Origin of the sequence: Allomuricauda sp. R78024, from assembly GCF_044596045.1 — a bacterium.
GTDB lineage: Bacteria > Bacteroidota > Bacteroidia > Flavobacteriales > Flavobacteriaceae > Flagellimonas.
In genome coordinates, this window is record NZ_CP138995.1 from 1,267,515 (window position 1) to 1,290,953 (window position 23,439).

Here is a 23,439-nt window from a genome sequence, read left to right on the forward strand (position 1 = left end):
TTACTTCATGATTTTTTTAAGGATATAATAAACCAATGCACCAACCACAATCCCTAATATGTTTTTGATAGGGGAGTCCATAAGCAACATCAGTGTTACCCCGGCCCCCCAAGAGAATATTCCTATCCAATTTATTTTCTGAGCTTTTTGTTGATAGGTTTTGGCGATATAATAATCTGAGATCATTACTCCTGCTATTGGTGTTATGGTAATGGTGAGAAGGGTAATAAAACTCATGAAATGGGATAGTATTCCAATAGCGGCAAGTAGTATCCCAACAATTCCGACCATTAAAGTGGTTTTGGAGCGAGAAGTATCACTTAGTTTAAAAAGATCATTGAAGGCCAATCCAGAGGAATAGATGTTCATAACATTGGATGTCCATGTAGCCAGTATAAGAATTGACATTGCAAAAAATGGAAAACCTAAGCTGGAAAATATTTCAACGATATCATAAGTTCCCTGTGTAATTGCTAAAATTGCACCAATGGCGAGCAAACATAATGCAGAAGGGATGATTCCAAAGATTGAACCCAAAACCGCATCCCGTTTCGTTGCTGCAAAACGATTGTAATCAGGTGAAATTACTCCTCCAACCGAAATAAAGCCGATGGTGAGCCCAATAGCTTGTAAAAAGGGCATTGGGCTTTCAGGCTTAAAATCCAGTACTTCTTGAAAACTATGAGTTTGAAAGGTGATAACAAGTCCGTAAATCAATAGCAAAACGATAGCAGGTACCGCGATATAATTAAGCCATTTTAGATATTTGAATCCAAAAACTGCTGTGAGTACCATAATAATGCCCCAAAAGACTGACGTGACCCATACAGGAATATCAGGCCCACCCATTTCTAAGAGTATTTTCGAAAAGGAAGCCCCCGCAATATTACTTTGGATTCCAAACCACCCTAAGGTAGATAAGCCAATGACCAACGCAACGATTATCTTGGCACCATTCTCACCAAAACTGCTCGAAGCCAACGCAACAGTCGCTTTTCTTTTTTCAACTGCTGCCATGCTCAAGAAAGACATGAAGAGTACTACAAAGCTAAAACCAATAAGACCAGCCAAAATCGATGTATTGAAACTTAAGGCAGCTATTAAAGTACTGCCAATAAGTAATGCGGGTACGCTTACGATGCCTCCGAACCAAATACCAGCAAGACTATACCATTTTGTGTTAGTTTGATTGTTTTCCATTTTATTATGTCTTGATTAGCATATAAAGGAGTTTTGTGTCCTCCAGAATGTTTCCTGCTTGGGCCTCGAAAGCTTCCAGATAAACGACATCCCCTGACTTTAGGCAACCCTTAATTGAACCATCTTCATTGAGCATTTCAATATTTCCCTGTTGAATAATCGAAATTTCATGGCTTGGATGTCTTGTAAAACCTACTTCCGGAATTCTGGTTCCCTTTTTTAGAAATACTGTACCAAATTGAAACTCCACCTGCTCTTTCTGAATATGAAAAAGAGATTTGTTGTAATGTTCATCGGGCAGTGGGTATGTAATTTTTTTTATCTCCATTAGCTCACGATGATTCTATTACCAAATTGATAGTCATCCGAAAACAGTCCAAATTGTGCAATGTCCTGTTCTGATGGAGGTTCACAGCTCCATTTTCTTGAGGGCTTCCACCCGTATTGTTTTTTTAAAATGGCCGCTTGTTCTGCCTGTTTCAAAGCTGCAAGAGAAGGGTCTATAACAGGCACGCTAAGCTTTTCCTGAATCTCTTTAAAGAAACCAAATTCGCAAGTACAGCCTAATATGACAGACTCTGCGAAATCCTCTTTAACAGCTTTTTCCGCAGCTCTAAACAAATTATTAGCTGTAATATCATGGTCTTTTTGAAACTCACAGACATTCATACCAACATCTCTAAAGGATGCTAAATGTTCCCCATAACCATATTCCTTTATGGTCGAGTGCATTTCATGTTCCCATTTTTTTTGACCGATGATTACGGAAAACTTATTGGATAGTTTTAAGGCAATTTCGATTGAAGATTGACAAGGAGCGACGACTACCATATCACCAGAAATTTCTCTAGCATCCAATAAATAAGGGTCGTAAAAACAACCAATAATCAGAGCATCAAAACCTTCCGCTGAAGCTTGGCGCGTGGCCTTAATCAAATCAGAGGCAATGAGTGCGTTGTAGGTTCTATACTCTAGGTTATCCATTTGACCTACGGTTGGGTTCAAAGAGGTGACATGTACTTCAGTGTTTGAATACTTATTTTCTTTGATCATTTCGGCAAAAAATGCATCATATGCGTCAAAGCCGACTGGGTTCAGATACATGATTTTTATGACATCTTCCATATTAAATATTGTAGAATTCTTTTGCTTCTTTTTTGCTTATGTATCCGTTTTTCACATCTAAGAGAACATTTTCCTTTGGTCGATTTTTAGGGTCTCCATAACCACCTCCGGTGGCGGTAACACATCTTACGATATCTCCTTTTTCCAAAGCAATGTTGGTCCCCAAACTATGTCTTTCTTCCGTCCCATCTTTTCGAATAAGCAAGAAGTAATTATAGGATCCATCATGACCACCATTCATACCCCAGGTTTTTGTTTTTTCACCCAAAAATGCAGCTGTGACATGAGCTCCATCGGAAACAATTTTGTAATCTACATACTGCCCATTTCCTCCTTGAAATTCGCCATATCCACCACCTTCATTGTGAAGGGCATATTGTTCTACCTGGATACCATAGCGCATTTCTCGGATTTCAATTGGAATGTTGTAGGATTCACCACTACCACAGGAGAGTTGCCCACGGTTTCCGTCATGTGATGAGGAAGCTCCCCATCCACCTGCCAAAGGTTCGGCCTGAATATAAAATTGTCCGGTGTCCGGATGCATACCTGAAATGAACGTAGCACAGACAGAACGTAAATGCCCAGCTGGTAACTTATCCGGAATCATTGGCGCCAATATCTTCCAAATTAAATCGATGGACGTGATTAAAACTTCATAGTAAACCGATACTGCCGAAGGGGCTTCCGCGCTAACAATGGTTCCCGGTTCACAGATAACTTTCATTGGCCTGAACGCGCCTCCGTTGGCATCCATTCGTGGTGTAGTTATGGCCTTAAAAAGACTTCGGCAACCTGTGACCAAGCCACTAAAAGCCAGATTGGTAGCACCTTTTACTTGTGGATGAGAACCATTAAAATCAGCTATAAATTCATTATCTGTCACTGTTATTTTAGCCTTGATAGGAAAGGGTCCTTCACCAAAACCATTGTCCTCAATTTCGGTTGTTCCTTCATACACTCCATTTGGAATCTGCTTAAGGGCTTCAATACACATGCGCTCCCCATAATCGAGGAAATCTTCTTTGGCTTTGACAAATGTTTCCAAACCATATTTTTCAATAATTGAAATCACCCTTCGGGCACCTATCTCTGCTGCCGCTATTCCGGCATAGAGATCACCAAGAGTGCTATCCGGTAATCGTACGTTGGATTTGATGAGGTCAACAATAGCCTCATTGATTTTACCTTTTGCTCGTACTTTTATGAATGGGAAATGCAATCCTTCCTGATAAATTTCTGTGGCTACCGTAGAGACAGAACCTGGGAACGTCCCCCCTAATTCTGTCCAATGTGCTTTGTTGACTGTAAATGCGACCAGTTCATTTTTATAAAAAACTGGATATATCACCGATACATCTGATAGGTGGGTTCCCCCACCCGCATAGGGTGTATTGGCAATGACAACATCTCCTTCTTCCAATGTGTTTTCTCCATTGAATTTTTCTAAAGTTGCCCTTACAACAGAATCTAAAGCGGCCAAAAATGCGGTTACTCCGTTACCTTGGGCCAATAGTTCTCCTTTGGAATCTGTAATACCTACCGCATAGTCGAGTGATTCGTAGATGATAGGGCTCATGCTGGTGCGCTGCAAAGTCTGAAACATTTCATCGCCAGCAGCAACCAATGCATCCTGTATGATTTCTAAGGTAAATTTTTCCATTGCTAGACTTTTTGTAAGGTTAGAATTAGGTTTCCATACTCATCAACATGTACAATATGCAAAGGAGTAACCAGTGTGGTCGTGGCTTTTTCGGCAATTACAGCTGGACCCTTAATACTCATTTTTGGTTCTAACAAATTTCTGTGGTAAAATGCGGTTTGCTGAATTCCCAAATCGTCAAAATCAACCTCTCTGGTATCAAATTGTGCATCTTCTACTTTTTTGCCAAGGGTATCCAATTTTGGAAAGTCTGGTTTGTCAACCACCACTTCCGCTACTAAATGGAAATTTACCAATTCAACAACGGCATCCAGCTCAAAAGAATAGTGCTTTTTGTGTTCTTTGTGGAAATACTGGATTATGGTATCCAGCGGCGTATGGTCATCAAAGTTGGACAACAGTACTTTTACATAGTGTTCTTGACCGGCATAACGCAAATCGGTATAATAGGTAAACTTGATGTCGTCGTTTGTATAATCATCCAATTTGAAGTTTTTGATAGCCTCATTTTCCATTTCCGCGAAGGTTGATTGGATAATGGCTCTTTTTTCGGACTCTAGGGTTATCACATTGGTCCTGATAAAATCTCTTCGTATATCAGACATGAGCATCCCGAAAGCAGAAAATACTCCTGCATGCGGTGGGACAATCAATTCTGATACCTGAAGCTCTCTAGCCAAATCTGCCCCATGCATTGAGCCCCCACCTCCAATGACAACCATGGTGAAATCCCTAGGGTCATGTCCTTTGTTTACGGAAATGAGTTTCAAAGCATTGACCATGTTGGAATTGGCAATTCTTAAAATGCCTTTGGCAATGTCTTCTTTTGATGCATTCAATGATTCGCATAAAGGTTGGGCGGCTTTTTCAATACTTGGGTAATCAGGTTGCAGCTCACCTCCCAAAAAATAATCCGGATGTATACGTCCGGTGATAATATTGGCATCTGTAGTGGTAAGATTTTTTCCTCCACGACCGTAAGCAGCAGGTCCAGGCATTGCACCTGCACTTTTGGGTCCAACATGCATTTTTCCTCCCTTATCTATCCAGGCAATACTTCCTCCTCCGTTTCCGATCTCAACAATATCGATTACAGGGGTTTGAATGGGATAACCAGCTTCTGTCCTTGAATGTTCTATTTTATAGTTGGTGGTAATTTTTACCTGACCATTTTCAACTAAGGCGCATTTGGCAGTGGTTCCACCAATATCCAAAACAATCAGGTTTTTTTTGCCAATGACCTTTCCTAAGGCGATAGCTCCAAAAACACCACTTGCAGGGCCAGATTCTACCATGGTAATCGGATTGCTCTTTACATCATTCAAGGTGGTTATTCCTCCATTTGATTGCATGATGTAAGGGGAATCACGTAGTCCTCTATGTTTTAACTTTTCTTTGAGCTGGTTCAAGTACTTTTTGGCAATGGGCAAAACATAGCCGGATAAAACTGTTGAACTTGTTCGTTCATATTCTCGCCATTCCCTAGTCACCTGATAAGAGGCGATTATTTCGATGCTATCGACGAGTTTGGACATTTCTTGAACAAGCTGTATTTCGTGCTCTGGGTTTTTATAAGCATGCAAAAGACAAACCGCAATGGCCTCAACTTTTTCTTCCTTGCAGGTTTTTAGAATGGCCTTTAGAGTCGCCATATTCAACTCTTTGATGACCTCACCTTTGTAATTCATTCGTTCCTCTACCTCAAACCTTAAATATCTGGGCACAAAAGGTGGCTGTTTTACAAAGTTGAAATTGAACAGGTCAGGTCGATTACAACGTGCTATTTCCAGTACATCCCGAAACCCCTTTGTAGTTATCAAGGCCGTTTTCGCGCCTTTACGTTCGGTAAGTGCATTAATGACCACAGTGGTGCCATGTGCGAAGAATTCTACCTCCTTTAAATCTACATTTCCTTTTTCTATGGTATCTAATATACCCTCTTCAAAATTGGAAGGTGTAGTATCTGATTTTGCAACTTTTACTCCTGTTGGTCTGCCTGTTTTTTTGTCAAATTCCAAACATACCAAGTCTGTAAAAGTCCCTCCTATATCTGTTGCGACTCTCATGGTTATCTTAATAAATTTTAAAGAAAGCCACTAATGAGTTTTAGTGGCTTTGCATTTGCAATGGATCACTTAAACTAACTCAAATATTAAATTTGCCCACAGGAGTTAGAACTTGTAGGCTATACTAGCACCATAGGTGGCAGGTTGACCAAGCCACGCTAGGTCAGAACCACCATTAGAGAATGTTTGCGCAAAAAATTCGGTAATGTATTCCGTATCGGTTAGGTTGGTCCCCCAAAGATTTATTGAAAAATTATCAAAAGTAAGACCCAATCTGGCGTTCAAAAGATTGTATCCTGAAGACACTGCGACATTGTCTTCGTGCCAATAAATTTCTCCTGTTCCTTCCAAGTTTACATTCCCATTAAATGAAACATTCTTTGAAATGTCAAAGTTGGATTCCAAACCAAAACTATAGCTGTCTTGTGGTACTAGGGGAGTATTGTTTCCAGAGACATTTATGGTTTCATTGGCACCGGTGCTCACGGTTGATGTACCTTCAGTTATTCTGGCCTTACTTACGCCGTAACTACCGAGGATATCCAGCCAGTTTGTTGCTCTCAGCTTTAGTTCTGCTTCAAACCCTACTGACTCACTTTCCGGAACATTGAAATTACCGATGAGAATATTTCCGTTCCCACCATCAAGTACAAGGGCGTACAGCTGTTGGTTACTGAAATCAATGTAGTATCCAGAGAGATTCAGTATGAAACGACCATTCCACAAGGTGTTCTTCATTCCGATTTCATAGTTGTCAGTGGTTTCTGCTTCAAAATCTGAATTATATCGAACCGTATTACCTTGGTTAAAACCTCCGGTTCTGTATCCCCGCCCATAGTTGGCATATAGTAACATATCCTCAGTTGCCTTTAGTGCTACTGAGAGCTTGGGTTGCAGTTGTGTATCCGTTTTTTCGGGATTGGTGTTTTCAGTGACATTGTCTTGTTGAATATTATCTCGGTCAAATCGAAGCCCTGCCGATAAAGTCAACCGATTGGTAACTTGGAAATCCAAAAATCCGAACGCCGCAATGGTGTTATAGGTATTTGTAAAGTTCCCAATGGCTAATCTGGATTGCGTTCCTGTGGGTTGAAAGGGCGCTGCGAAAAAACCAAAATCAGCAGTGGCATCGGTAATTAGTTGTTTATCCAATTTTTGATAAAAAGCACCTAGATCCCAATTGAATTTGCTATCAGTTGCCGTGGAACTCAATCGAAATTCCTGATTAATGGTTTCTGTGTTACTATCTTGAATTTGTCGTAAAACGTCGGCGGCGGTGAAATCTAAATCCCCTATGTGGTTACGCTCTCCCTTGTTATAGGAAGAAGAGGAAGTAAGTCTAACACTGCCAAGATTAAAATCGAACTTCAGGTTTCCGTAGATGGCGTCAAGGGTAGAACGCCCGAATTGATCTCCTTGAATGGCAAGATTGTCAAAATCATCTGGATCAATGGTGGGGTTACCCGTAGTTGGAGATGCATAATACACTGCACCAGCTTCAGCATCAATAAACTGACCTGTAAGTGTAGCCGTGGTATTGGAAGATAAAACGGCTTTTAACTGTCCCCTAATGGACAAATCCTCAACAAAATCAGGTTCGGTGTTTAATGTAACGTTGTTCAATAAACCATCGCCCTTTTTATAAGAACCTGAGACCCTATAGAAAAGTTTATCTTTTATCAATGGCCCGGTTGATGATAGTTGCGCCTGTAAAAGGTTTCCGTTAGCATACCCAAATTGAATTTTATTTCGTGATGTATTGGTGGGTTCATTGGTAACAATATTGATTGCCCCAGCAATGGCATTTCTACCATAAAGTGCACCTTGAGGTCCTTTGACAATTTCAATCAGTGCCAAATCAAACAATTCTTGGTTGATCAAATTAGCATCAGGTAGCGTAACCCCATCAATTACAAAAGCAATGGGAGACTCACCATTACGGATATGTGAAATTCCCCGAACGGTAATGAAATTGTTTCCAATGTTCTGTGAAGTCGTAAAATTTACGTTTGGAATCTGATCGGCAAAGGTTTGTATATTATTTACACCTTTTGTTTCTATTGCCTGTGCGGTGAATGTAACAACAGACTCCGGAATAGATTGCACGGACTCGGCACGTCTTCTTGCTCTACCAACTACGTTATCAAATCCTTTTACAACAACTTCTTCAAGTTGGGAAGCATCTTCCTCCAAGGTTACATTTAAAGAATTGCCGTTTACTGTAATTTCTTGGGTTTTAAATCCAAGATAGGAAAACACAAGTGTAGCTTTGGAATTGGCTCTTATGGCATAATTTCCTTTAAAATCTGTAGTGGTGCCATTTGTTGTCCCTTGCTCAATTACCGAAACCCCAAAAAGAGGGCCTTCCGCAGACTGAACATTACCGCTAACCTCAATGTTCTGGGAGAAAGAACAAAATGGTAAAAGTAGTATAAGCAATAAAACTGATCGTAGCATGGGTTATCTGATTATAAATTAGTTGGCTAAATATAGACATGTCAATTTTCCTAAGTTTTTTTTCCGAATTATAAATTATATTTTAGTAATTCCATTTAATTAAACTGGAAAATAATGGAAAATATTTTGGAAAGGCATGATAGCGAAACATTACTCCTAACGAAGCAGGTATTTACCGTGCTCCTAAATAAAGTGATAACACATTTTAAAGAATCTCATAAAATAGAAGGGAAATACAAAGATTCCCAGCTGTATGGTTTTGGAAACTATGATACGGAAAAGGCCAATCTAAAGAACGATTTGGAATTAGTTCTTCGAGGGTATGTAAACGGAAAGTACTTGTACAACAAGCTTAGGGAATCATCTTCGGGTAAACCAGTTATTAAGATTAGTAGAGAATATAGGTCTCTATTTTTTAATTATTTGGGATACAGAGATGTCATCGAGTTTATTAAAAGTGATTTGTTCTCACCAAAGCAGCGGGATAAACAATTTGATCTACTCAATAAAAGGGGTAGTTTGATTGACCACTATTATGTGTGCTACTATTTTGGCGAAGACAACAAGATGAATAAAGGTCAGGTAATTATTTACAATGATTGGAAAACGGTGGAAATGATATATGTATATGTTGATGAAAATGGATCTAGGGGCGTGTACATCTTTTACGGAACCATTAATCAAAGTGAGGATTTTGCCCATTTTGACACAAAATATTTTGTAGGAAACAAGAAGAGTGAAGGAGCAAAGTTCATTTTTTTCATTGGTAAGTCATCTCCCAATGAAAGACATTATCTAATCGGAACATATTCAGGATTTGACAAATACGACAGGGCGATAGCGGGAAAAATGATTTTAAAAAAATTCGATACCAAAGCAGAGATTGAGGAGGAAGTAAATGATAAGTTGTTTGACCCCATTATTTGCCAAGAGTTAAATAAAGTTAGGCTAGTTGTGGAAAGCAACATTAGAAAAAACCCTCTTAGATTTTCCAAGAAAAGCCCATATGCCCAAGTCTTAACTAAGTCGGCGGGAGATTATGTTTTTGATTTCAAAATAGAAGGAAAAAGTTATAGTATAAATCTTAAAATTGAAAAACACCATTATAATATTGTGAGTTTGAATGATTCCGTAATTATAGAAGATGACAGAGTTCTTGCACTAAACAAAGGGCAGATACTTAACTTGGATTTTTCGGTTTCCGGAATGTTCCATCTTCAAAAAACATCCGTTTACATCAATGCCATAGATTTCATTAATAAAAATAGGGGTGTAGAAGGACAGTTTAATGGCGTGGATATAAACAATAATATTGTTTCTGGCATTGTCTATATTTCAAAGTTTAATGTAATTAAATGATGGCATTGACTTAAGTATATCTGACGAATTTTGACACCAATAATTTTACTTGAGTTTACCGATTAAATACTATTAATATATCGTGAATTAAGTAACTCTTTTATATGTCAAACAGATCCGTTTTGGTCATCATCTAAACTCTTCCATTCCTCCAGTGTTCAAATAAGAATGAGCAAAAACCACCATGACCATAAAACCGCCAATTGAAAGAACGAATGAAGAAAGCTGTTGAAGTCCTGAAAAAATTCGTTTTATTAAACTTTTGAAAAACCAGCAAAACGCTTCAAAGTAATGCATTAGCGGAAAGCATTTATAATCTTGGGATTTTCTACTTTGAGAAATGATTCGAAAGAAATCAACTTTTTAAAAGCGTTTATTGTTAAACTCTACATATTCATTTCTAATATTCTTATAAAGAATACCCAATCTTTGGTGAAAATCCTCGGTCATGGTTATCTGAAATTGTTTTATACCAATTTGTAGGTGCATTTGTTCGTCGATTTGACCATGTAAGAAATCATAATCATAGGCCAATCCATAACAGGTTTCAGTAGGTTGGGCTGCAAAGAACAGTTTTTTTGAACCCTCGTTGGAGCATGAATAATGGACTATAAAGGAAATACTCTTATAATGTCTAACATATTCATTTATCTTTAAAGGACCATTTTCCATACCCATGGTTTTTTCATTGATTATTGGCTTTGTATTGCGAGTAATCTGTTTGTAACACTATTTAATTTATACTATAGTCTCAGATTTTTGATTCTTAATCGCTAAGAATTGATTTTTATGGGATTATTGGTTATTGTTGCCCGAACAGGAAAGATTCCAAAACTCAGAACTATTCTGCGTCCAAACTTGTTAATATCTCCAATGGAAAACAGATACTTAATCAACGATAAATTCGTCCTTCGTCCTGAATTTTGAAGTATTACAGTTAATCTTGAACATCAGAAAGCAATCCATCTTCAATCAAAGGAATCCTAAATCGTTCTATCTCCGCGTCGACATGTTCATCCTTAAAAATGTTGGCTGCTTTTTCAATGATTTCTGGATGTTGGTGGGCAATATTGTTCAATTCTTCAGGATCTATGCTAAGATCGTATAGTTCTAAAGTTGGTTCTTTTTTTGGATTCTTGAGATTTTGCCTGATTACTTTCCAATCCCCTATTCTTATAGCAACTTGTCCTCCGTATTCAGGATACTCCCAAAACAAAAAATCATGTTCAGATTGATTTTCTTGCCCCAACAAGGTGGGTAAAAAACTAATACCATCGGTTTTATCAGGATTTTCAATATTGTTAAGGTCCAATAAGGTTGCCATTAAGTCATATTGAGCAGAAATATGATTGGTTGTGCTGCCAGGCTTAATGTGATTTGGCCATGAAGCAATCATTGGAACACGAATTCCACCTTCGTACACAAAACCTTTACCTCTTCCATATTCTTCGCCAAAAATACCTGAACTGTCAAAAAATTCACCATCCGTACCGCCAGAATAGGTTACTCCATTATCCGAAGTGAACATGATAATGGTATTTTCATAGAGCCCATTTTTTTTAAGGTGTTCAACAAGCTTCCCTACATTTTCATCTAAATAAGAAATCATGGCGGCATATCCTGCTCTTGGATTTTGATGTGGATAATAACCTATTTCTCCTAAATATGGTTCCTCTTTCCCGAACTTTTCTTTATAATAATCCACCCATTTTTGGGGAGCTTGGATTGGATTGTGGGGTATAGGCGTTGCCCAATAGAAAAAGAAAGGATTTTCTTTGTTTTCAGAGATGAAACCCAACATTTCATCAAACATTAAATCAGGGGTATAATCGTTTAGGTTGTAATCTTTGTAATTTGATGGGTCATTAGGGTCTGCGCCTTCAGCTAACTTTTTACTTGGTGGAATGGTATCGTTGTTAAGGTGGACTCTGTTTTCATTCTTATATAGATGTACAGGGTAATAGGTATGTGCTTGTCTTTGGCAATTGTATCCATAGAAAAAATCAAAACCCATCTTGGTTGGAATTGCATCGGTATGAGGCGCTCCTAGTCCCCATTTCCCTACCATTCCCGTTGTATATCCATTTTCTTTTAACAATTTTGGAAACAATACCGTAGATGAAGGAATTGGTCTTTGACCCTCTAAAGTAGAGTCTAGAACGACAGCTTTGTAATTCCAAACATTTCCTCTTTCATTCCATTCATCATTGCCTCTTATGTAGGCATGTCCAGAATGTTTACCTGTCATTAGCATGTATCTTGCGGGAGCGCAAACAGGAGCTCCGGTATAATGTTGTGTAAATAGCATCCCGTTCTTGGCCAGAGCATCAATGTGTGGAGTTTCAATCTTTTCTTGACCATAAGTGCCCAATTCACCATATCCCAAATCGTCGGCAAGGATGTAAATGATATTTGGTTTTTCCGTTTTGACCTCTGCTTCTGTATTGTCTTTACACGAACTCATCATAAGGCCAAAAAAGAGAGCTGGCAACAAGAGCATGATTGTATTGATAGATTTGAAATAGATCGAATCTGTTGAGAAAGAATGGAATTTCATGTTCATTTTTTTAAAGAAATATTATTATTCCGAAATGATATCGATTTCGTTTAAGATAAGATTTTCCTCTGTTCCGGAGGGAATGTATACCTGACTTATCAAAATTCTTAAATATTGTGAACTAACACTGTTGTCTAAGTTGATTTTAGCTTCTGTCAAACCATTGGATAGAGACATTTCTTTAACCGTTGTGAAACTTATACCATCATTGCTTGTTTGAATGACTACATTCTTTGGTCTATAATTGGTCCCCGCTCTGTCTGAAAACAGGTAAACTCCGCTAAAAGTCATTGAGTTTGCCATGTCGATGGTAATCTCATGAGGTCCACTATCTGCTATATTATAAGGATAGTTTGAATGCCAGTAAGATGATAAATCACTATCTAGCATAGTAGTGGCAACACGGTCGGGATTTGGACTTGTTGTATTGGCTAATATAGTCCAGTTACTTCTATCACGTAACACAAATGGGGTATATGCGGCAATAACGTCATCATTGGGGATTTTTGTTGTTAAATCTATGGTATAGGCATAACCTCCTATTTTTTGCCTGTTGCCATTTTTTGCAATAGCGTTGAATGTGAGCTGTATATCATTTTTCGTCTCATCCTTATATTCATTAAAAAGGTCGCTGTACGGAATCCGCAGACTGAAATTGTATTCATTTATGTTTCCAGTGGGTTCAAGTACTGTCGTAAAGGTTATGTCATCGTAATTATCACCCCCGCCTGCAGGAAAACCGTCATGTCCAACATAGATATGATTTAATACCGCAGGAGATGTAACAGTACCTTGTACCATCAAGGAGTTGTTAGTTTCATCTTTCTCTACCGTATATCCCAAAAATTCGGCACTAACATCAGTGGCATAATATGGAATATTGTCTTTTGTATTAAAAGCTTCACATACATTTAGGATAGCCGAACTCGATGCGGTTAGAAAAACACGTTCAGAACCATCATTTTGATAAGTGTGATTTCCAAATGACATTAAAGAAACTTTCGGCAAATCTGAACCCTTATGTGCGCAATGTGGCAGATTGAGACCATGCCCTAGTTCATGCATGATACCGCCCAATCGGTCACAGTTCATAAGTTGAAAATCACCAATGGATTTTCCAGTCGGGACTAGTTTAAAATCATCTGTATTGGCAAAAGCTATTTTATTGATTCCGTAAAAAGGAACGCCACTATCCCTAAAACCTAGAACAAATGTATGGGTTCCTTGTTTGGTGTTTGGGTTGGCAGCAAAATACTGGTCAATTTCGTTAAGGATTTCGTTATGTCCTTGGTAAGATGTGGATGCAAGCCTGCCTTGTACTAAATGAATTCTTGCCTTGCCTTGTTGATTTGTAACCAAACCAAAGGTTTTTTTGCCATATCCGTTGAGCTCCATTTGAAGTTCAAACCACTGTTGCACATAGACCATCATATTTCCGACTTCATTCAATAATCCCTCATTTACTGTATAATCTGTAGGATTAAAGAAGACCACATTTAAAGCGTATTGATTATTTGGGCTAACATTCCAAATGTCCTCCTCTGAAGTTTCGGGTTCTTTGGATTCTTTTGGTTTTTCACTACTAGTTGGCGGAGTGTTGGTTTCAACACTATCTGATGAGCAAGAGCCAAAGAAAAATGCCAAAGAAAACAACAAATGATATATTGATTTCATCGAATTTATATTCATGACCTTTTTATGATTGGTTCTTGATATGCGTCATTGATTTCATGTGGTATCGGCGCGTTGGTGTCGGCTCTCCATATTTCCAATAACTCTAATAATTCCTCAGCTTTTTCCGGCAAGGCTTTGGCTAAATTGTTTCTTTCTCCCAGGTCATCTTCTAAATTGTAAAGTTCCAAGGCGTTGTCTTCAAAATAATGGTGCAGTTTCCATTTACCATATTGGACCACCGATCCTGGACGTGTTCTAAACTTTGGATCACGATTCTCATTTTCCTTTGTGATGGCCTGTAAATAAACAGGAAAGTGCCAGAATAGGGGTCGTGTTTCCAAAACTTCATTTTTTAATAGGATAGGATATAAGCTCTTTCCATCCAATCTTAAATTGCCAGGTGAATCAATATCAGCAATCTCCAACAAGGTGGGGTAGATATCTAGATGGGAAATAGGGGTCTTATCTACTTTACCCTTATCTATTTTGCTTTCCCAAATAATGAAAAAGGGTACTCTAATACCTCCTTCATAGTAACTCCCTTTACCTGATCTTAGGGGGTGTTGGTTACTAACAAAGAACAACCCTCCGTTGTCCGAGGTAAATATGATAATTGTGTTCTTAAAACGATCTGTTTGTTTTAAGAATGAAATTAATTTTCCGATATTGGTATCCACATCCTCAATCATGGTCGCATATTTGGGATTGCTTCTTCCTTCAATTTTCTCTTTGGTCTGATATTTTTCCAATAAGGAATCTATGGGTTGAATAGGGGTATGCACGGCATAGGGAGCATAATTAACAAAGAATGGTTTATCCTTGTTTTCAATAGAGTCAATAAGTCTATCCATAATGACCCCGGTTAAGCGTTCACCCTTCGGAGCTTTGATATCTAGATTTTTATAAGGAGCGTAGTAACTTGATGGGTGTCCGGCATGACTTCCACCTATATTCGTGTCGAATCCATTTTGCAAGGGGTTGTCGGACAAGTGCCATTTCCCGGCATGAATGGTATGGTAGCCATTTTTTTTAAGCAATTCAGGAATCAATAAAAACTTTTCGGATATATTCGTCTTATTAACTGTTGGAATTAATTTTCGATCCTTGGATTTTCCTCTTTCGGAACTTCCAACCGTAAAAATACCATGTCGTTGGGTCCATTTTCCGGTCATTAAACTTGCCCTGCTCGGTGCACAATTAGCCGCCGCCGCGTAGGCATTGGTAAATATAGTTCCTTGCTTAGATAGGGCATCTATTGTGGGAGTTTCATAAAAATTACCATCCATATATGAAGGTTCTCCCCACCCCATATCATCTATATTTATTATTATGATATTGGGTTTGGTTTGGGCAGAGGTATTTGACGGCTGACTTGTTTGACATCCCACCAAACCAAAAAAGATACTTACAAATATTACAATCTTAATTCTCATGAAATTATGCCTAATGGTATCACATGGTGGGTTAAATCCCTTAAAAGAAAGAATGCCCGAACAACCAACCTGTTAGGGGAACGTTTTCGGGCATCTTTACAAAAGAACTAACTCAAACTAAACTATTTTTACTTAATCTCACTTAAGATTCTAACTTCATCAGATGTTAATACAGTATCAAAAATTCGAACATCGTCTATTGCGCCCTGAAATATTGAACCTCCCAATTGAGATCCAATATTAATGTCAGTCTCTCCGGTGTTACCAGTGTTGAGTACTGTAATTCCAGATATGGTAAAATCTTCAACACCATCAACGTATAACTTTATGGTGTCTCCATCATAGGTATATGCCACGTGGTGCCACTCACCATCATTAACTGTTGTATTGCCGTTATGACCACCTCCTTGGTATTCGAACCTAATTACTCCACTGCTTTGATATTTAAAAGAAGAACGACTGAATGTTCCTGTATTTCCCCAATGTACTAGTGCTGAAGTAGACCCATGAGTTGTTTTTACCCACAAAGCAACAGATCTACTACCTGCTCCATTAATTCCTGTATATCCTGGTACGGTAAGGGCATTTGAGCCTGTAAAAACATATGAACCACCACCTCCCGGTCGTATGTCATATGTCTCAGCTCCAGCAGATGTAGCTGTAATATCTTGCAAGCCTTTATCCAAATCGCTATTAAGGTTATCTTCAAAAGTGTACCTTATCTGGGCTTTGATATCGATATCTATTATAGGAGGGGCGGTGATTTCAATATGTCCTTCCATAAAGACTTCTCCACCGCCAATGGAATTTCGTACCCTTAACGTAACATCATATACACCTGATGATTCATAGAGTACGGTCGGACTTGCTTCATTTGTATAACTTGGCGTTGCACCTGGTAAAACCCAAGTATAAAGACTTGGAGAATTAATTGAAGTATTGGTGAATGTTACCGTACTTCCTGCTTCAACTGATGTGGCAGATGCTGAGAATGATGCTTGGGGTAACAGCGCAGAATCAACATTGGATTCTTCCGGATAGCCATCATCATTACGCGCACATGAGCCTAAAGTCAATAGAAATATTGTCAGAAGACCAAAACTTCTTACTATTAAAACTATATTATTACTTTTCATGTTTTGTCGATTTTTAGTTTGGTTTACCACCCAGGGTTTTGTTCAAGATTTGGGTTTAGGACCAATTGGTCCGCCGGTAGTGGAAATAAGTAGTAATAATCGGGGAAAGCTGGGGGTGCAATGGGAATCAATTGTACATAACCTTCTGCTGCATTGTCCTGAATTGGTATCGTTTGGGTGTAATCCGATTGTCGTATCCACCTTCCCAATTTTACTTCCGTGGCGTAATCCATTTTTTTCCATCTTCGTAAATCGTCCCTTCGGACGCCTTCCCCCATCATTTCAACAGCTCGTTCGCGTCTTATCTCAAATAAAACAGGATCAACATCAGGATCTCTGGTTGGGTCAAAATCGGCTACAATTTCAGAAACAACCATAGGAGCCACTCCGCCACGTTCCCTTAATCTGTTTATGGTGGCATCCGCTATGCCCTGATTAAATTGACCCATTTCAAACATAGCCTCGGCCTGTATCAGTAATATTTCGCCCATTCTAAAAGTAGGGTTATCGTTTAGGTCTTGTCCAGAGTTACCATCGTTATGATCGTTCCAAATCTTCCAAAAACGATACCCATTTCCAGTTTGTGTAGGAACTAACCTGTCAAAATTGGGAACTTCGCCGGTAACTCTTTTGGACCAGTTTCTGTCTGGTAATTCTTTGAAAGGAAAGCCACCCGTTATAGTCGCAAGAATTGGAAAATATTCCTCATCGGCGGCATTACCTGTGGGAGTCCAGTTCTGGGTTCCATCTCCATTTACCCTATACGGCGGCGGACTCATAAGAAGTAAACGGTCATCCCGATCTCTGAACTCTGCATAAAAGTCCCGGTCTCCTTGAAATTGAGTATTGGTCGGGTTGGTAACAGGCAACCCATTTTTTGTCAAAAACTTATCAATTCCTTTTCTTGTAATATCATATTTATTATTGGTAGACCTAGTATTGGTGGATATTGTATGGGTCAATTGATCAATGACATAATGCTTGTATAATATGATACCTGGAATTTCTGCAAGATCGATACTGTTGAAGACCTGATCATAACTTGAATGCAAAACTGGATATTTGCCCATAAGGGTTTCAGAAACTTCTGCAGCTATTGTTAAGAATTTATCAGAATCTCCCAGACTGTGGTACTTACGCCATGTTCCTTCAAAAAGAGCAAAACGTGCCAATAGGGCTCTGGCTACATCCGGATTTACAGTATTTGGGCCATCACCATCTTCCTTAATGATGTTAATCGCTTCTTGTAGATCCCTTAAAATATTGTTTGCCACAAGATCTCTGGAATCTCTAGGAGCATACAAAATATCTGTATCCGAGTCGGTAATCTCGTTTTCCAGCCAAGTTACTCCGCCATAGGTTCTTAAAAGTTCAAAAAATTCATGGGCCCTAAAGAACAATCCTACTCCTCTCCAATGAGCAATATCCCTTTCTTCCATTTCAGATCCATCAATGTTGCCCAACATGATGTTTACCCGGCGAATATTTTCATAGGAATCTCCGTAAATGGTTTCAAAACTATTTGCAGGAATATCAATATTCTGCGCAATATAAGGTCTAGAGATACTGCTACCACCATTTTGCATTAAGTCACCATCCAAATCCCGCGTGGCCGCCCAGACGAGGTTTCTGGGAAAGGTGTCAAAGAATTCATAGAAACTCCACGCATAGGTTCGTACATTGTTGTACGTACTAAAAATAGTCGCTTCCGATAGCTCATCTTGCGGGACAAGATCCAATTCACTATCACAACTTATGGTCAAAAGCAGCATTAAGCTCCCTAAACAAAAACGATTTATTAAATTTTTCATTTCAATTTTTTTTAGAATGATACATTAAGACCTACGGAATACTGTGCCAATATGGGATATCTGGTTCGTACACCAGCGCCTGTCAACGATTGATCTGGATCTAGACCCCTTTGCAATCTATCAAAGGTAAAAGGGTTGTTGGCTGCCACAAAAACCCTTAGTTTGTTGACATTTAAACGATCAAGAACATTAGAATCAAATGAGTACCCGAAAGTGATGTTTTGAATTCGAATATAACTCTCATCGCTTAGGTATTTGGTCTGCACAAATCGGCTTGTTCCATAATTGCTATCATTGTTGCCCGTACTTGCATCCCCATAAATTCTTGGATAGAAAGCATCCTGATTATCTGGGGTCCAATAATCCAATTGGTGGGCATAAATATGATCAAAAACCGAAATATAAGGGAAAATCAAATCCAGATCTTGTTGCCTATCTTCCCCATCCACGGTTGTAAAACCCCTCCAACGATCTCTTTTACCCACACCATTTAAAACAAAGGATAAATCGAAGCCTTTATAGGCCATATTGCCATTGATTCCAAATTGATACCTTCTTGTGTTATTACCAATGCGTTTGCGATCACCAGGACCAGTATCCGCAATCATGTTTCCGTTGTCATCAAACTGCGGAGCTGTCGTACCGTTTCCATTGGTGATTATACCATCACCATTAAGATCTTTGTACTTTACATCGCCAGGGTACGGAACAGGAGTATTTTCCGGAAAAGGAACGCCATCGAGCAACTGTCTGTTTGGGCCAGATAAATCGGCGTCCAAAGTTCCGGACACAAAATCATCAGCGGTATAGTAACCATCGGTAACATAGCCCCAAATCTCACCTACTTCATGACCTTCATAAAATTGACCAATTAATTTTTCGGATGCTTCAAAACGAGTTATTTTAGATTGGCTATCAAAAACATTGACGTTTATACCATAGGTAAAGTCACCAATTTTATCTTGCCAGCCTACTTGTAATTCCCATCCAGTGGTTTCTAGATCGGCGTCGTTCTGTAAAGGCGCTTCTGTTCCTAAAATTGCTGGTAACGGAAGGGCAGCCTTGAGCATACCATTGGTCTCACGTACATAAATATCAAAAGAAGTATTCAATCGATTGTTGAAAAAATTAGCATCCAACCCCAAGTTTTTGGTAACCACCTCTTCCCACGTAAAAGTATCACTAACCAACTGTGCCGGGTTAAAACTTATAAAACGTTGGTCCGCGCTGAGGTCTATCCATTCCGCCAAAAAGCTTTCATATCCTGGGATGGAAGGGTAATATTCTTGTTGGTTATTGTCTGGCCTTCTATACTCTTGGTTTCCTATTTTACCCCAGGAAGCCCTTGGCTTTAATAGGGTTACAAAGTCCGCATTTTTCATAAAAGGTTCCTCGCTAATGTCCCAACCTACAGAGAATGAAGGTAACAGGGCATATCTACTGCCCGAAGCAAATCGGGAAGAGCCGTCATAACGAAGGTTGGCCTCTAAAAAATAACGATCTAGAAGATTGTAATTCAATCGACTAAAATATCCCACAACAGCCCATTCATAAAAGGAATCGGAAATTCGGAAATTCTCTCCTTGTGCTAAATTGAAGGTTGGAGTTTCTGGGTCGATAAGGTCATTTCTGAATGCTGTAAAAACATCTCGCTTTTCATCTTCTTTATTAAAGCCCACAAGAAAATTGAAATTATGGTCGCCCAAGGTCAAATCGTATTTTCCGTAAATGTTCAAACCATTGTAAATCCTGTTGGTTTGTGCTTTTTGAAGACTTGAATTACGCAGCGCATCTTCTTCGGGAACGGTTGGGTTGAACCTAAAGGTGCTATGAAATCTTTGGCCATTATTGACCTCAACTCTATTTATAAAGTTCTTTTCATAGGTATATTCTCCCGTAATTGAAAAATTCTTAAAGGCTTTCCATTCCAAACGTTGGAACAAACGTAAATTGTCATCATCTCTTTTATCAGGAACAGTAAAACGCACCCTATTGCCAGGACTGTCAAAAGGTAGGGTCACAGTTCCATCGTCAAAAAAACCTGTGGGATCGTACATACGTTGTTGAATCGCATTGTTGTATCTAGCATCTGGTATGGACTGGATACTGGAACGGAACAAAACGTTGGAGGAAGATGTAAGGGATGGAGTAATATCGGCATCTATTTGGGCATTAATATTGTATTTTTTGAACGAATCTTTACTCGTGACCATAACACCATCTTCAAAAGCGTAACCGGTACTTAAGCGGTAACCAATCTTCTCACCACCACCCGATACTGAAAAATTATGGATGGTGGAGTACCCAAAATTATTGATAAAATCTTCTATGATATCTGAATCTGCCAGGGGATATAGTTGTCCGCCATCATCGTGTATAGGATAGGTTCTGTTACTGATTGGGTCTGTGACCAAATTAAGTTCATTGGAATTGGCATCGTACAAATCCAATAGTTCTTTCCAACGATCCACATTCTGGCCTGCAAAATAGGCATTCACGCCAAAATCATCGAGGGCCTCCACAAATTGTCTGGTGGCAGCTTTTTCAGGAAGATCTACAGCCCGTGAAATACTTGTGGTCACATCATAACTAAAACTCACTTTTTTATTACGATTGGCAGCTTTTGTGGTAATGAGTACCACCCCAAAAGCTGCCCTTGCACCATAAATGGATGAGGCCGCGGCATCTTTAAGCACCGATATGGACTCAATATCCCTTGGGTTAAGGTCTTCAATATCACCTGGGACATTATTGATGAGAATCAAAGGAGATCCTCCATTGATTGAGGTAAAACCCCTAATGTTTATTGAAGTGGTATTGTTACCGGGTTGTCCTGAATTTTGTACAACCTGTAATCCAGCAGCGACACCTTGTAAGGCTTGTGTGGCATCTACTATAGGACGATCATTAATAATTTCATCAAGTTGAACATAAGAGGTAGCCCCTGTAACGTTTTCCCTCTTTTGCGTGCCAAAACCAACTACAACTACCTCGTCCAATTGAGATACATCGGGAGATAGAGAAACATTTATTGTGGTTTGTCCATTTACAAGTATGGTTTGAGAAATAAAACCAATTGAACTTATAATCAATGACGCATCTGATGGTACATTTATTTCATAATTTCCATCAAAATCTGAGGCAACGCCGTTTGTCGTATTCTGTTCTATGACACTAACACCTGGAATAGGCATTCCGGTTTCAACATCTGTTACATTTCCTGTCACCTTGATATTTTGGGCGGATAGCATGCCACAAAAAACAAGAGTCGTTAGAAATACGAATTTAGTTTTCAGTTTTTGCATTAATCATTTGATTTTAGTTAGTAATCTTAGGTTATCTAGTTTGCTTGCGTTTAAATTTTAATAAGAATCCTTAATCCAATTGTAGGGTTTTCTTTTTATCCAATTTCCACGAGTGAAGTCTGGAAAATCCTGTGGTTCACCATTATTGGCAATGGAAAGTTCAGAAAGTGGAGTAATAGCACTCCAAGCTGCGGCGTCGTAGGCATCCATAGGAGGCGCAATATTTTGCTTAGCTGATTGTACAAAGGCATTGATTACAAAGAAATCCATTCCGCCATGACCCGCTCCTTTGGCGTAGGTTCCGTATTTTTTCCATAGGGGGTGATCATATTTTTCCAACCATTGATTGGCTTCATCCCAGCGATGTGGTTTTGATTTCCCTTCAACGTAAATACGGTTTCCATCTACTTCCCATAAGCCTTTGGCGCCTTGTACACGGAATCCTAGGGAATATGGTCTAGGTAGATTACAGTCATTGGTTATGATGATTGTTTCTCCATTTGAGGTTTCAATGGTATTTGTTACTACATCACCTTGCTTCCATTTTAATGCCGCATTGGGATGGTCTTTTCCGCCTAGTTCAGTAATATAGTTTTTAAAGCCAACTGCATTGGTAGCATGTGAGGTTATCGTTAAAAATCGATTTCCACGATTTATATCGGCCATTGGAGCTATGGGTCCTATTCCATGAGTGGGGTAAAAGTCTCCATTTCGTAATAGTGAATGTTGTGTACGCCACTTGGATTCTGAGATTCCCTTTTCACCAAATTCCGCACCTTTGCCATAGGCAGTTTTTCCGTCATTAAAGAGTACTCCTCTAAGATCATGTTGGTAGCCACATCTATAGTGTACCATTTCTCCGAAGACATTTTGTTTTACCATGTTGAGCACAGCCAATACATCTCTTCTGTAATTGACATTTTCCAAAATCATTAAATGTGTTCCGGTTTGTTCATGGGTATTAACCAAGTCCCAGCACTCTTCAAGGGTATTAGCGGCCGAAACTTCCAAACCTGTATACTTTCCGGCGAGCATTGAATCTTTTGCCATTCGGGTATGCCACAACCATGGAGTGGCTATTATTACTGCATCCAACTCGTCCAGTTCAAGTAAGTTTTTGTAGTCATATTCATTTTTCCCAAATACTTTTGGTTTGGCCGCACCCTTTTTGGAGATAATATCCAAACCTAATTGTATCCTTGCATCATCTACATCACAAATGGCGACTACATTTACATCATCTCTAAGCAGTAGGTTGTTTAAATGATTTGTTCCTCGCAAGCCAACTCCAATAACTCCAATATTTAATTTGGCTGCGTTGGATCCTTTTGTAATACCAAAGGAAATACTAGGAGCAAGGGCCAATCCGGTACTGGCCAATGCAGATTTTTTGACAAAATTTCTTCTTGAATTCATATTGATATCTAGAGGTATCTTTAATTAATATTGTTACTAATTTGTTCCTCTTCAAATATTGGTATAACTGTCCAGGTAAAGGGTATACATTTTAGTCTAAGACCACCTATTTTTTCTGCTTTCAGTCCTTTTTCCCTTTCAAAATGGTTCATTTTGGAAGATAAGGATGTCAAAGTTTCATAAATTAATGTGTACGATAACATTTTAAAATGTTATCGTACACATTAATTGTACTTT

15 protein-coding genes are annotated in these 23,439 nt (G+C 38.9%); 1 reads left to right on the top strand and 14 read right to left on the bottom strand.

Features of this window, described 5'->3' with window-relative positions:
• The 6 genes from SJY44_RS05660 to SJY44_RS05685 form a co-directional block, all read right to left on the bottom strand.
• Positions 1-1,200 (bottom strand): cytosine permease, encoded by a 1,200-nt coding sequence (locus tag SJY44_RS05660; protein ID WP_396591611.1) that lies wholly within the window; start codon positions 1,198-1,200, stop codon positions 1-3.
• A gap of 4 nt (positions 1,201-1,204) precedes the next feature.
• On the bottom strand, positions 1,205-1,528 hold the full coding sequence (locus SJY44_RS05665; RefSeq protein ID WP_396591612.1) for a hypothetical protein: 324 nt from the start codon (positions 1,526-1,528) through the stop codon (positions 1,205-1,207).
• Positions 1,528-2,325, bottom strand: coding sequence for an aspartate/glutamate racemase family protein (locus SJY44_RS05670; RefSeq protein WP_396591613.1), 798 nt, complete (start codon positions 2,323-2,325; stop codon positions 1,528-1,530). Before SJY44_RS05670 ends, SJY44_RS05665 begins: the two co-directional genes overlap by 1 nt.
• Position 2,326: 1 nt before the next feature.
• Positions 2,327-3,988, bottom strand: coding sequence for a hydantoinase B/oxoprolinase family protein (locus SJY44_RS05675; protein WP_396591614.1), 1,662 nt, complete (start codon positions 3,986-3,988; stop codon positions 2,327-2,329).
• Between the two features lie 2 nt (positions 3,989-3,990).
• The gene (locus tag SJY44_RS05680) at positions 3,991-6,054 is read right to left on the bottom strand and encodes a hydantoinase/oxoprolinase family protein (RefSeq protein ID WP_396591615.1); all 2,064 of its coding nucleotides are present in this window, start codon (positions 6,052-6,054) and stop codon (positions 3,991-3,993) included.
• 105 nt (positions 6,055-6,159) lie between these two features.
• Positions 6,160-8,511, bottom strand: coding sequence for a TonB-dependent receptor (locus tag SJY44_RS05685; RefSeq protein WP_396591616.1), 2,352 nt, complete (start codon positions 8,509-8,511; stop codon positions 6,160-6,162).
• Between the two features lie 114 nt (positions 8,512-8,625).
• On the opposite strand from SJY44_RS05685, the gene SJY44_RS05690 reads away from it, so the two are divergent.
• Entirely contained in the window at positions 8,626-9,870 is a 1,245-nt protein-coding gene (locus tag SJY44_RS05690; RefSeq protein ID WP_396591617.1) for a hypothetical protein, read from the top strand.
• A gap of 363 nt (positions 9,871-10,233) precedes the next feature.
• Here the strand turns inward: SJY44_RS05690 and SJY44_RS05695 are convergent, their stop codons facing one another.
• From SJY44_RS05695 to SJY44_RS05730, 8 genes are all read right to left on the bottom strand, one after another.
• Positions 10,234-10,542, bottom strand: coding sequence for a hypothetical protein (locus SJY44_RS05695; protein ID WP_396591618.1), 309 nt, complete (start codon positions 10,540-10,542; stop codon positions 10,234-10,236).
• Between the two features lie 265 nt (positions 10,543-10,807).
• Complete coding sequence (locus SJY44_RS05700) at positions 10,808-12,427, bottom strand: arylsulfatase (protein ID WP_396591619.1); 1,620 nt, start codon at positions 12,425-12,427, stop codon at positions 10,808-10,810.
• 24 nt (positions 12,428-12,451) lie between these two features.
• Entirely contained in the window at positions 12,452-14,101 is a 1,650-nt protein-coding gene (locus SJY44_RS05705) for a discoidin domain-containing protein (RefSeq protein WP_396591620.1), read from the bottom strand.
• Between the two features lie 11 nt (positions 14,102-14,112).
• Positions 14,113-15,534 carry a sulfatase gene (locus tag SJY44_RS05710; RefSeq protein ID WP_396591621.1) on the bottom strand — a complete coding sequence of 474 codons (1,422 nt, stop codon included), beginning with the start codon at positions 15,532-15,534 and terminating at the stop codon, positions 14,113-14,115.
• A gap of 128 nt (positions 15,535-15,662) precedes the next feature.
• Positions 15,663-16,670 carry a LamG-like jellyroll fold domain-containing protein gene (locus SJY44_RS05715; protein WP_396591622.1) on the bottom strand — a complete coding sequence of 336 codons (1,008 nt, stop codon included), beginning with the start codon at positions 16,668-16,670 and terminating at the stop codon, positions 15,663-15,665.
• Between the two features lie 23 nt (positions 16,671-16,693).
• Complete coding sequence (locus tag SJY44_RS05720) at positions 16,694-18,481, bottom strand: RagB/SusD family nutrient uptake outer membrane protein (RefSeq protein ID WP_396591623.1); 1,788 nt, start codon at positions 18,479-18,481, stop codon at positions 16,694-16,696.
• 11 nt (positions 18,482-18,492) lie between these two features.
• On the bottom strand, positions 18,493-21,786 hold the full coding sequence (locus SJY44_RS05725) for a SusC/RagA family TonB-linked outer membrane protein (protein WP_396591624.1): 3,294 nt from the start codon (positions 21,784-21,786) through the stop codon (positions 18,493-18,495).
• Positions 21,787-21,843: 57 nt separating this feature from the next.
• On the bottom strand, positions 21,844-23,202 hold the full coding sequence (locus tag SJY44_RS05730; RefSeq protein WP_396591625.1) for a Gfo/Idh/MocA family protein: 1,359 nt from the start codon (positions 23,200-23,202) through the stop codon (positions 21,844-21,846).
• Positions 23,203-23,439: the final 237 nt, after the last annotated feature.

Coding starts and splice junctions, on each gene's coding strand:
- SJY44_RS05660 (WP_396591611.1), bottom strand. CDS start 1,200: ATGGAAAACAATCAAACTAACACAAAATGGTATAGTCTTGCTGGTATT.
- SJY44_RS05665 (WP_396591612.1), bottom strand. CDS start 1,528: ATGGAGATAAAAAAAATTACATACCCACTGCCCGATGAACATTACAAC.
- SJY44_RS05670 (WP_396591613.1), bottom strand. CDS start 2,325: ATGGAAGATGTCATAAAAATCATGTATCTGAACCCAGTCGGCTTTGAC.
- SJY44_RS05675 (WP_396591614.1), bottom strand. CDS start 3,988: ATGGAAAAATTTACCTTAGAAATCATACAGGATGCATTGGTTGCTGCT.
- SJY44_RS05680 (WP_396591615.1), bottom strand. CDS start 6,054: ATGAGAGTCGCAACAGATATAGGAGGGACTTTTACAGACTTGGTATGT.
- SJY44_RS05685 (WP_396591616.1), bottom strand. CDS start 8,511: ATGCTACGATCAGTTTTATTGCTTATACTACTTTTACCATTTTGTTCT.
- SJY44_RS05690 (WP_396591617.1), top strand. CDS start 8,626: ATGGAAAATATTTTGGAAAGGCATGATAGCGAAACATTACTCCTAACG.
- SJY44_RS05695 (WP_396591618.1), bottom strand. CDS start 10,542: ATGGAAAATGGTCCTTTAAAGATAAATGAATATGTTAGACATTATAAG.
- SJY44_RS05700 (WP_396591619.1), bottom strand. CDS start 12,427: ATGAAATTCCATTCTTTCTCAACAGATTCGATCTATTTCAAATCTATC.
- SJY44_RS05705 (WP_396591620.1), bottom strand. CDS start 14,101: ATGAAATCAATATATCATTTGTTGTTTTCTTTGGCATTTTTCTTTGGC.
- SJY44_RS05710 (WP_396591621.1), bottom strand. CDS start 15,534: ATGAGAATTAAGATTGTAATATTTGTAAGTATCTTTTTTGGTTTGGTG.
- SJY44_RS05715 (WP_396591622.1), bottom strand. CDS start 16,670: ATGAAAAGTAATAATATAGTTTTAATAGTAAGAAGTTTTGGTCTTCTG.
- SJY44_RS05720 (WP_396591623.1), bottom strand. CDS start 18,481: ATGAAAAATTTAATAAATCGTTTTTGTTTAGGGAGCTTAATGCTGCTT.
- SJY44_RS05725 (WP_396591624.1), bottom strand. CDS start 21,786: ATGCAAAAACTGAAAACTAAATTCGTATTTCTAACGACTCTTGTTTTT.
- SJY44_RS05730 (WP_396591625.1), bottom strand. CDS start 23,202: ATGAATTCAAGAAGAAATTTTGTCAAAAAATCTGCATTGGCCAGTACC.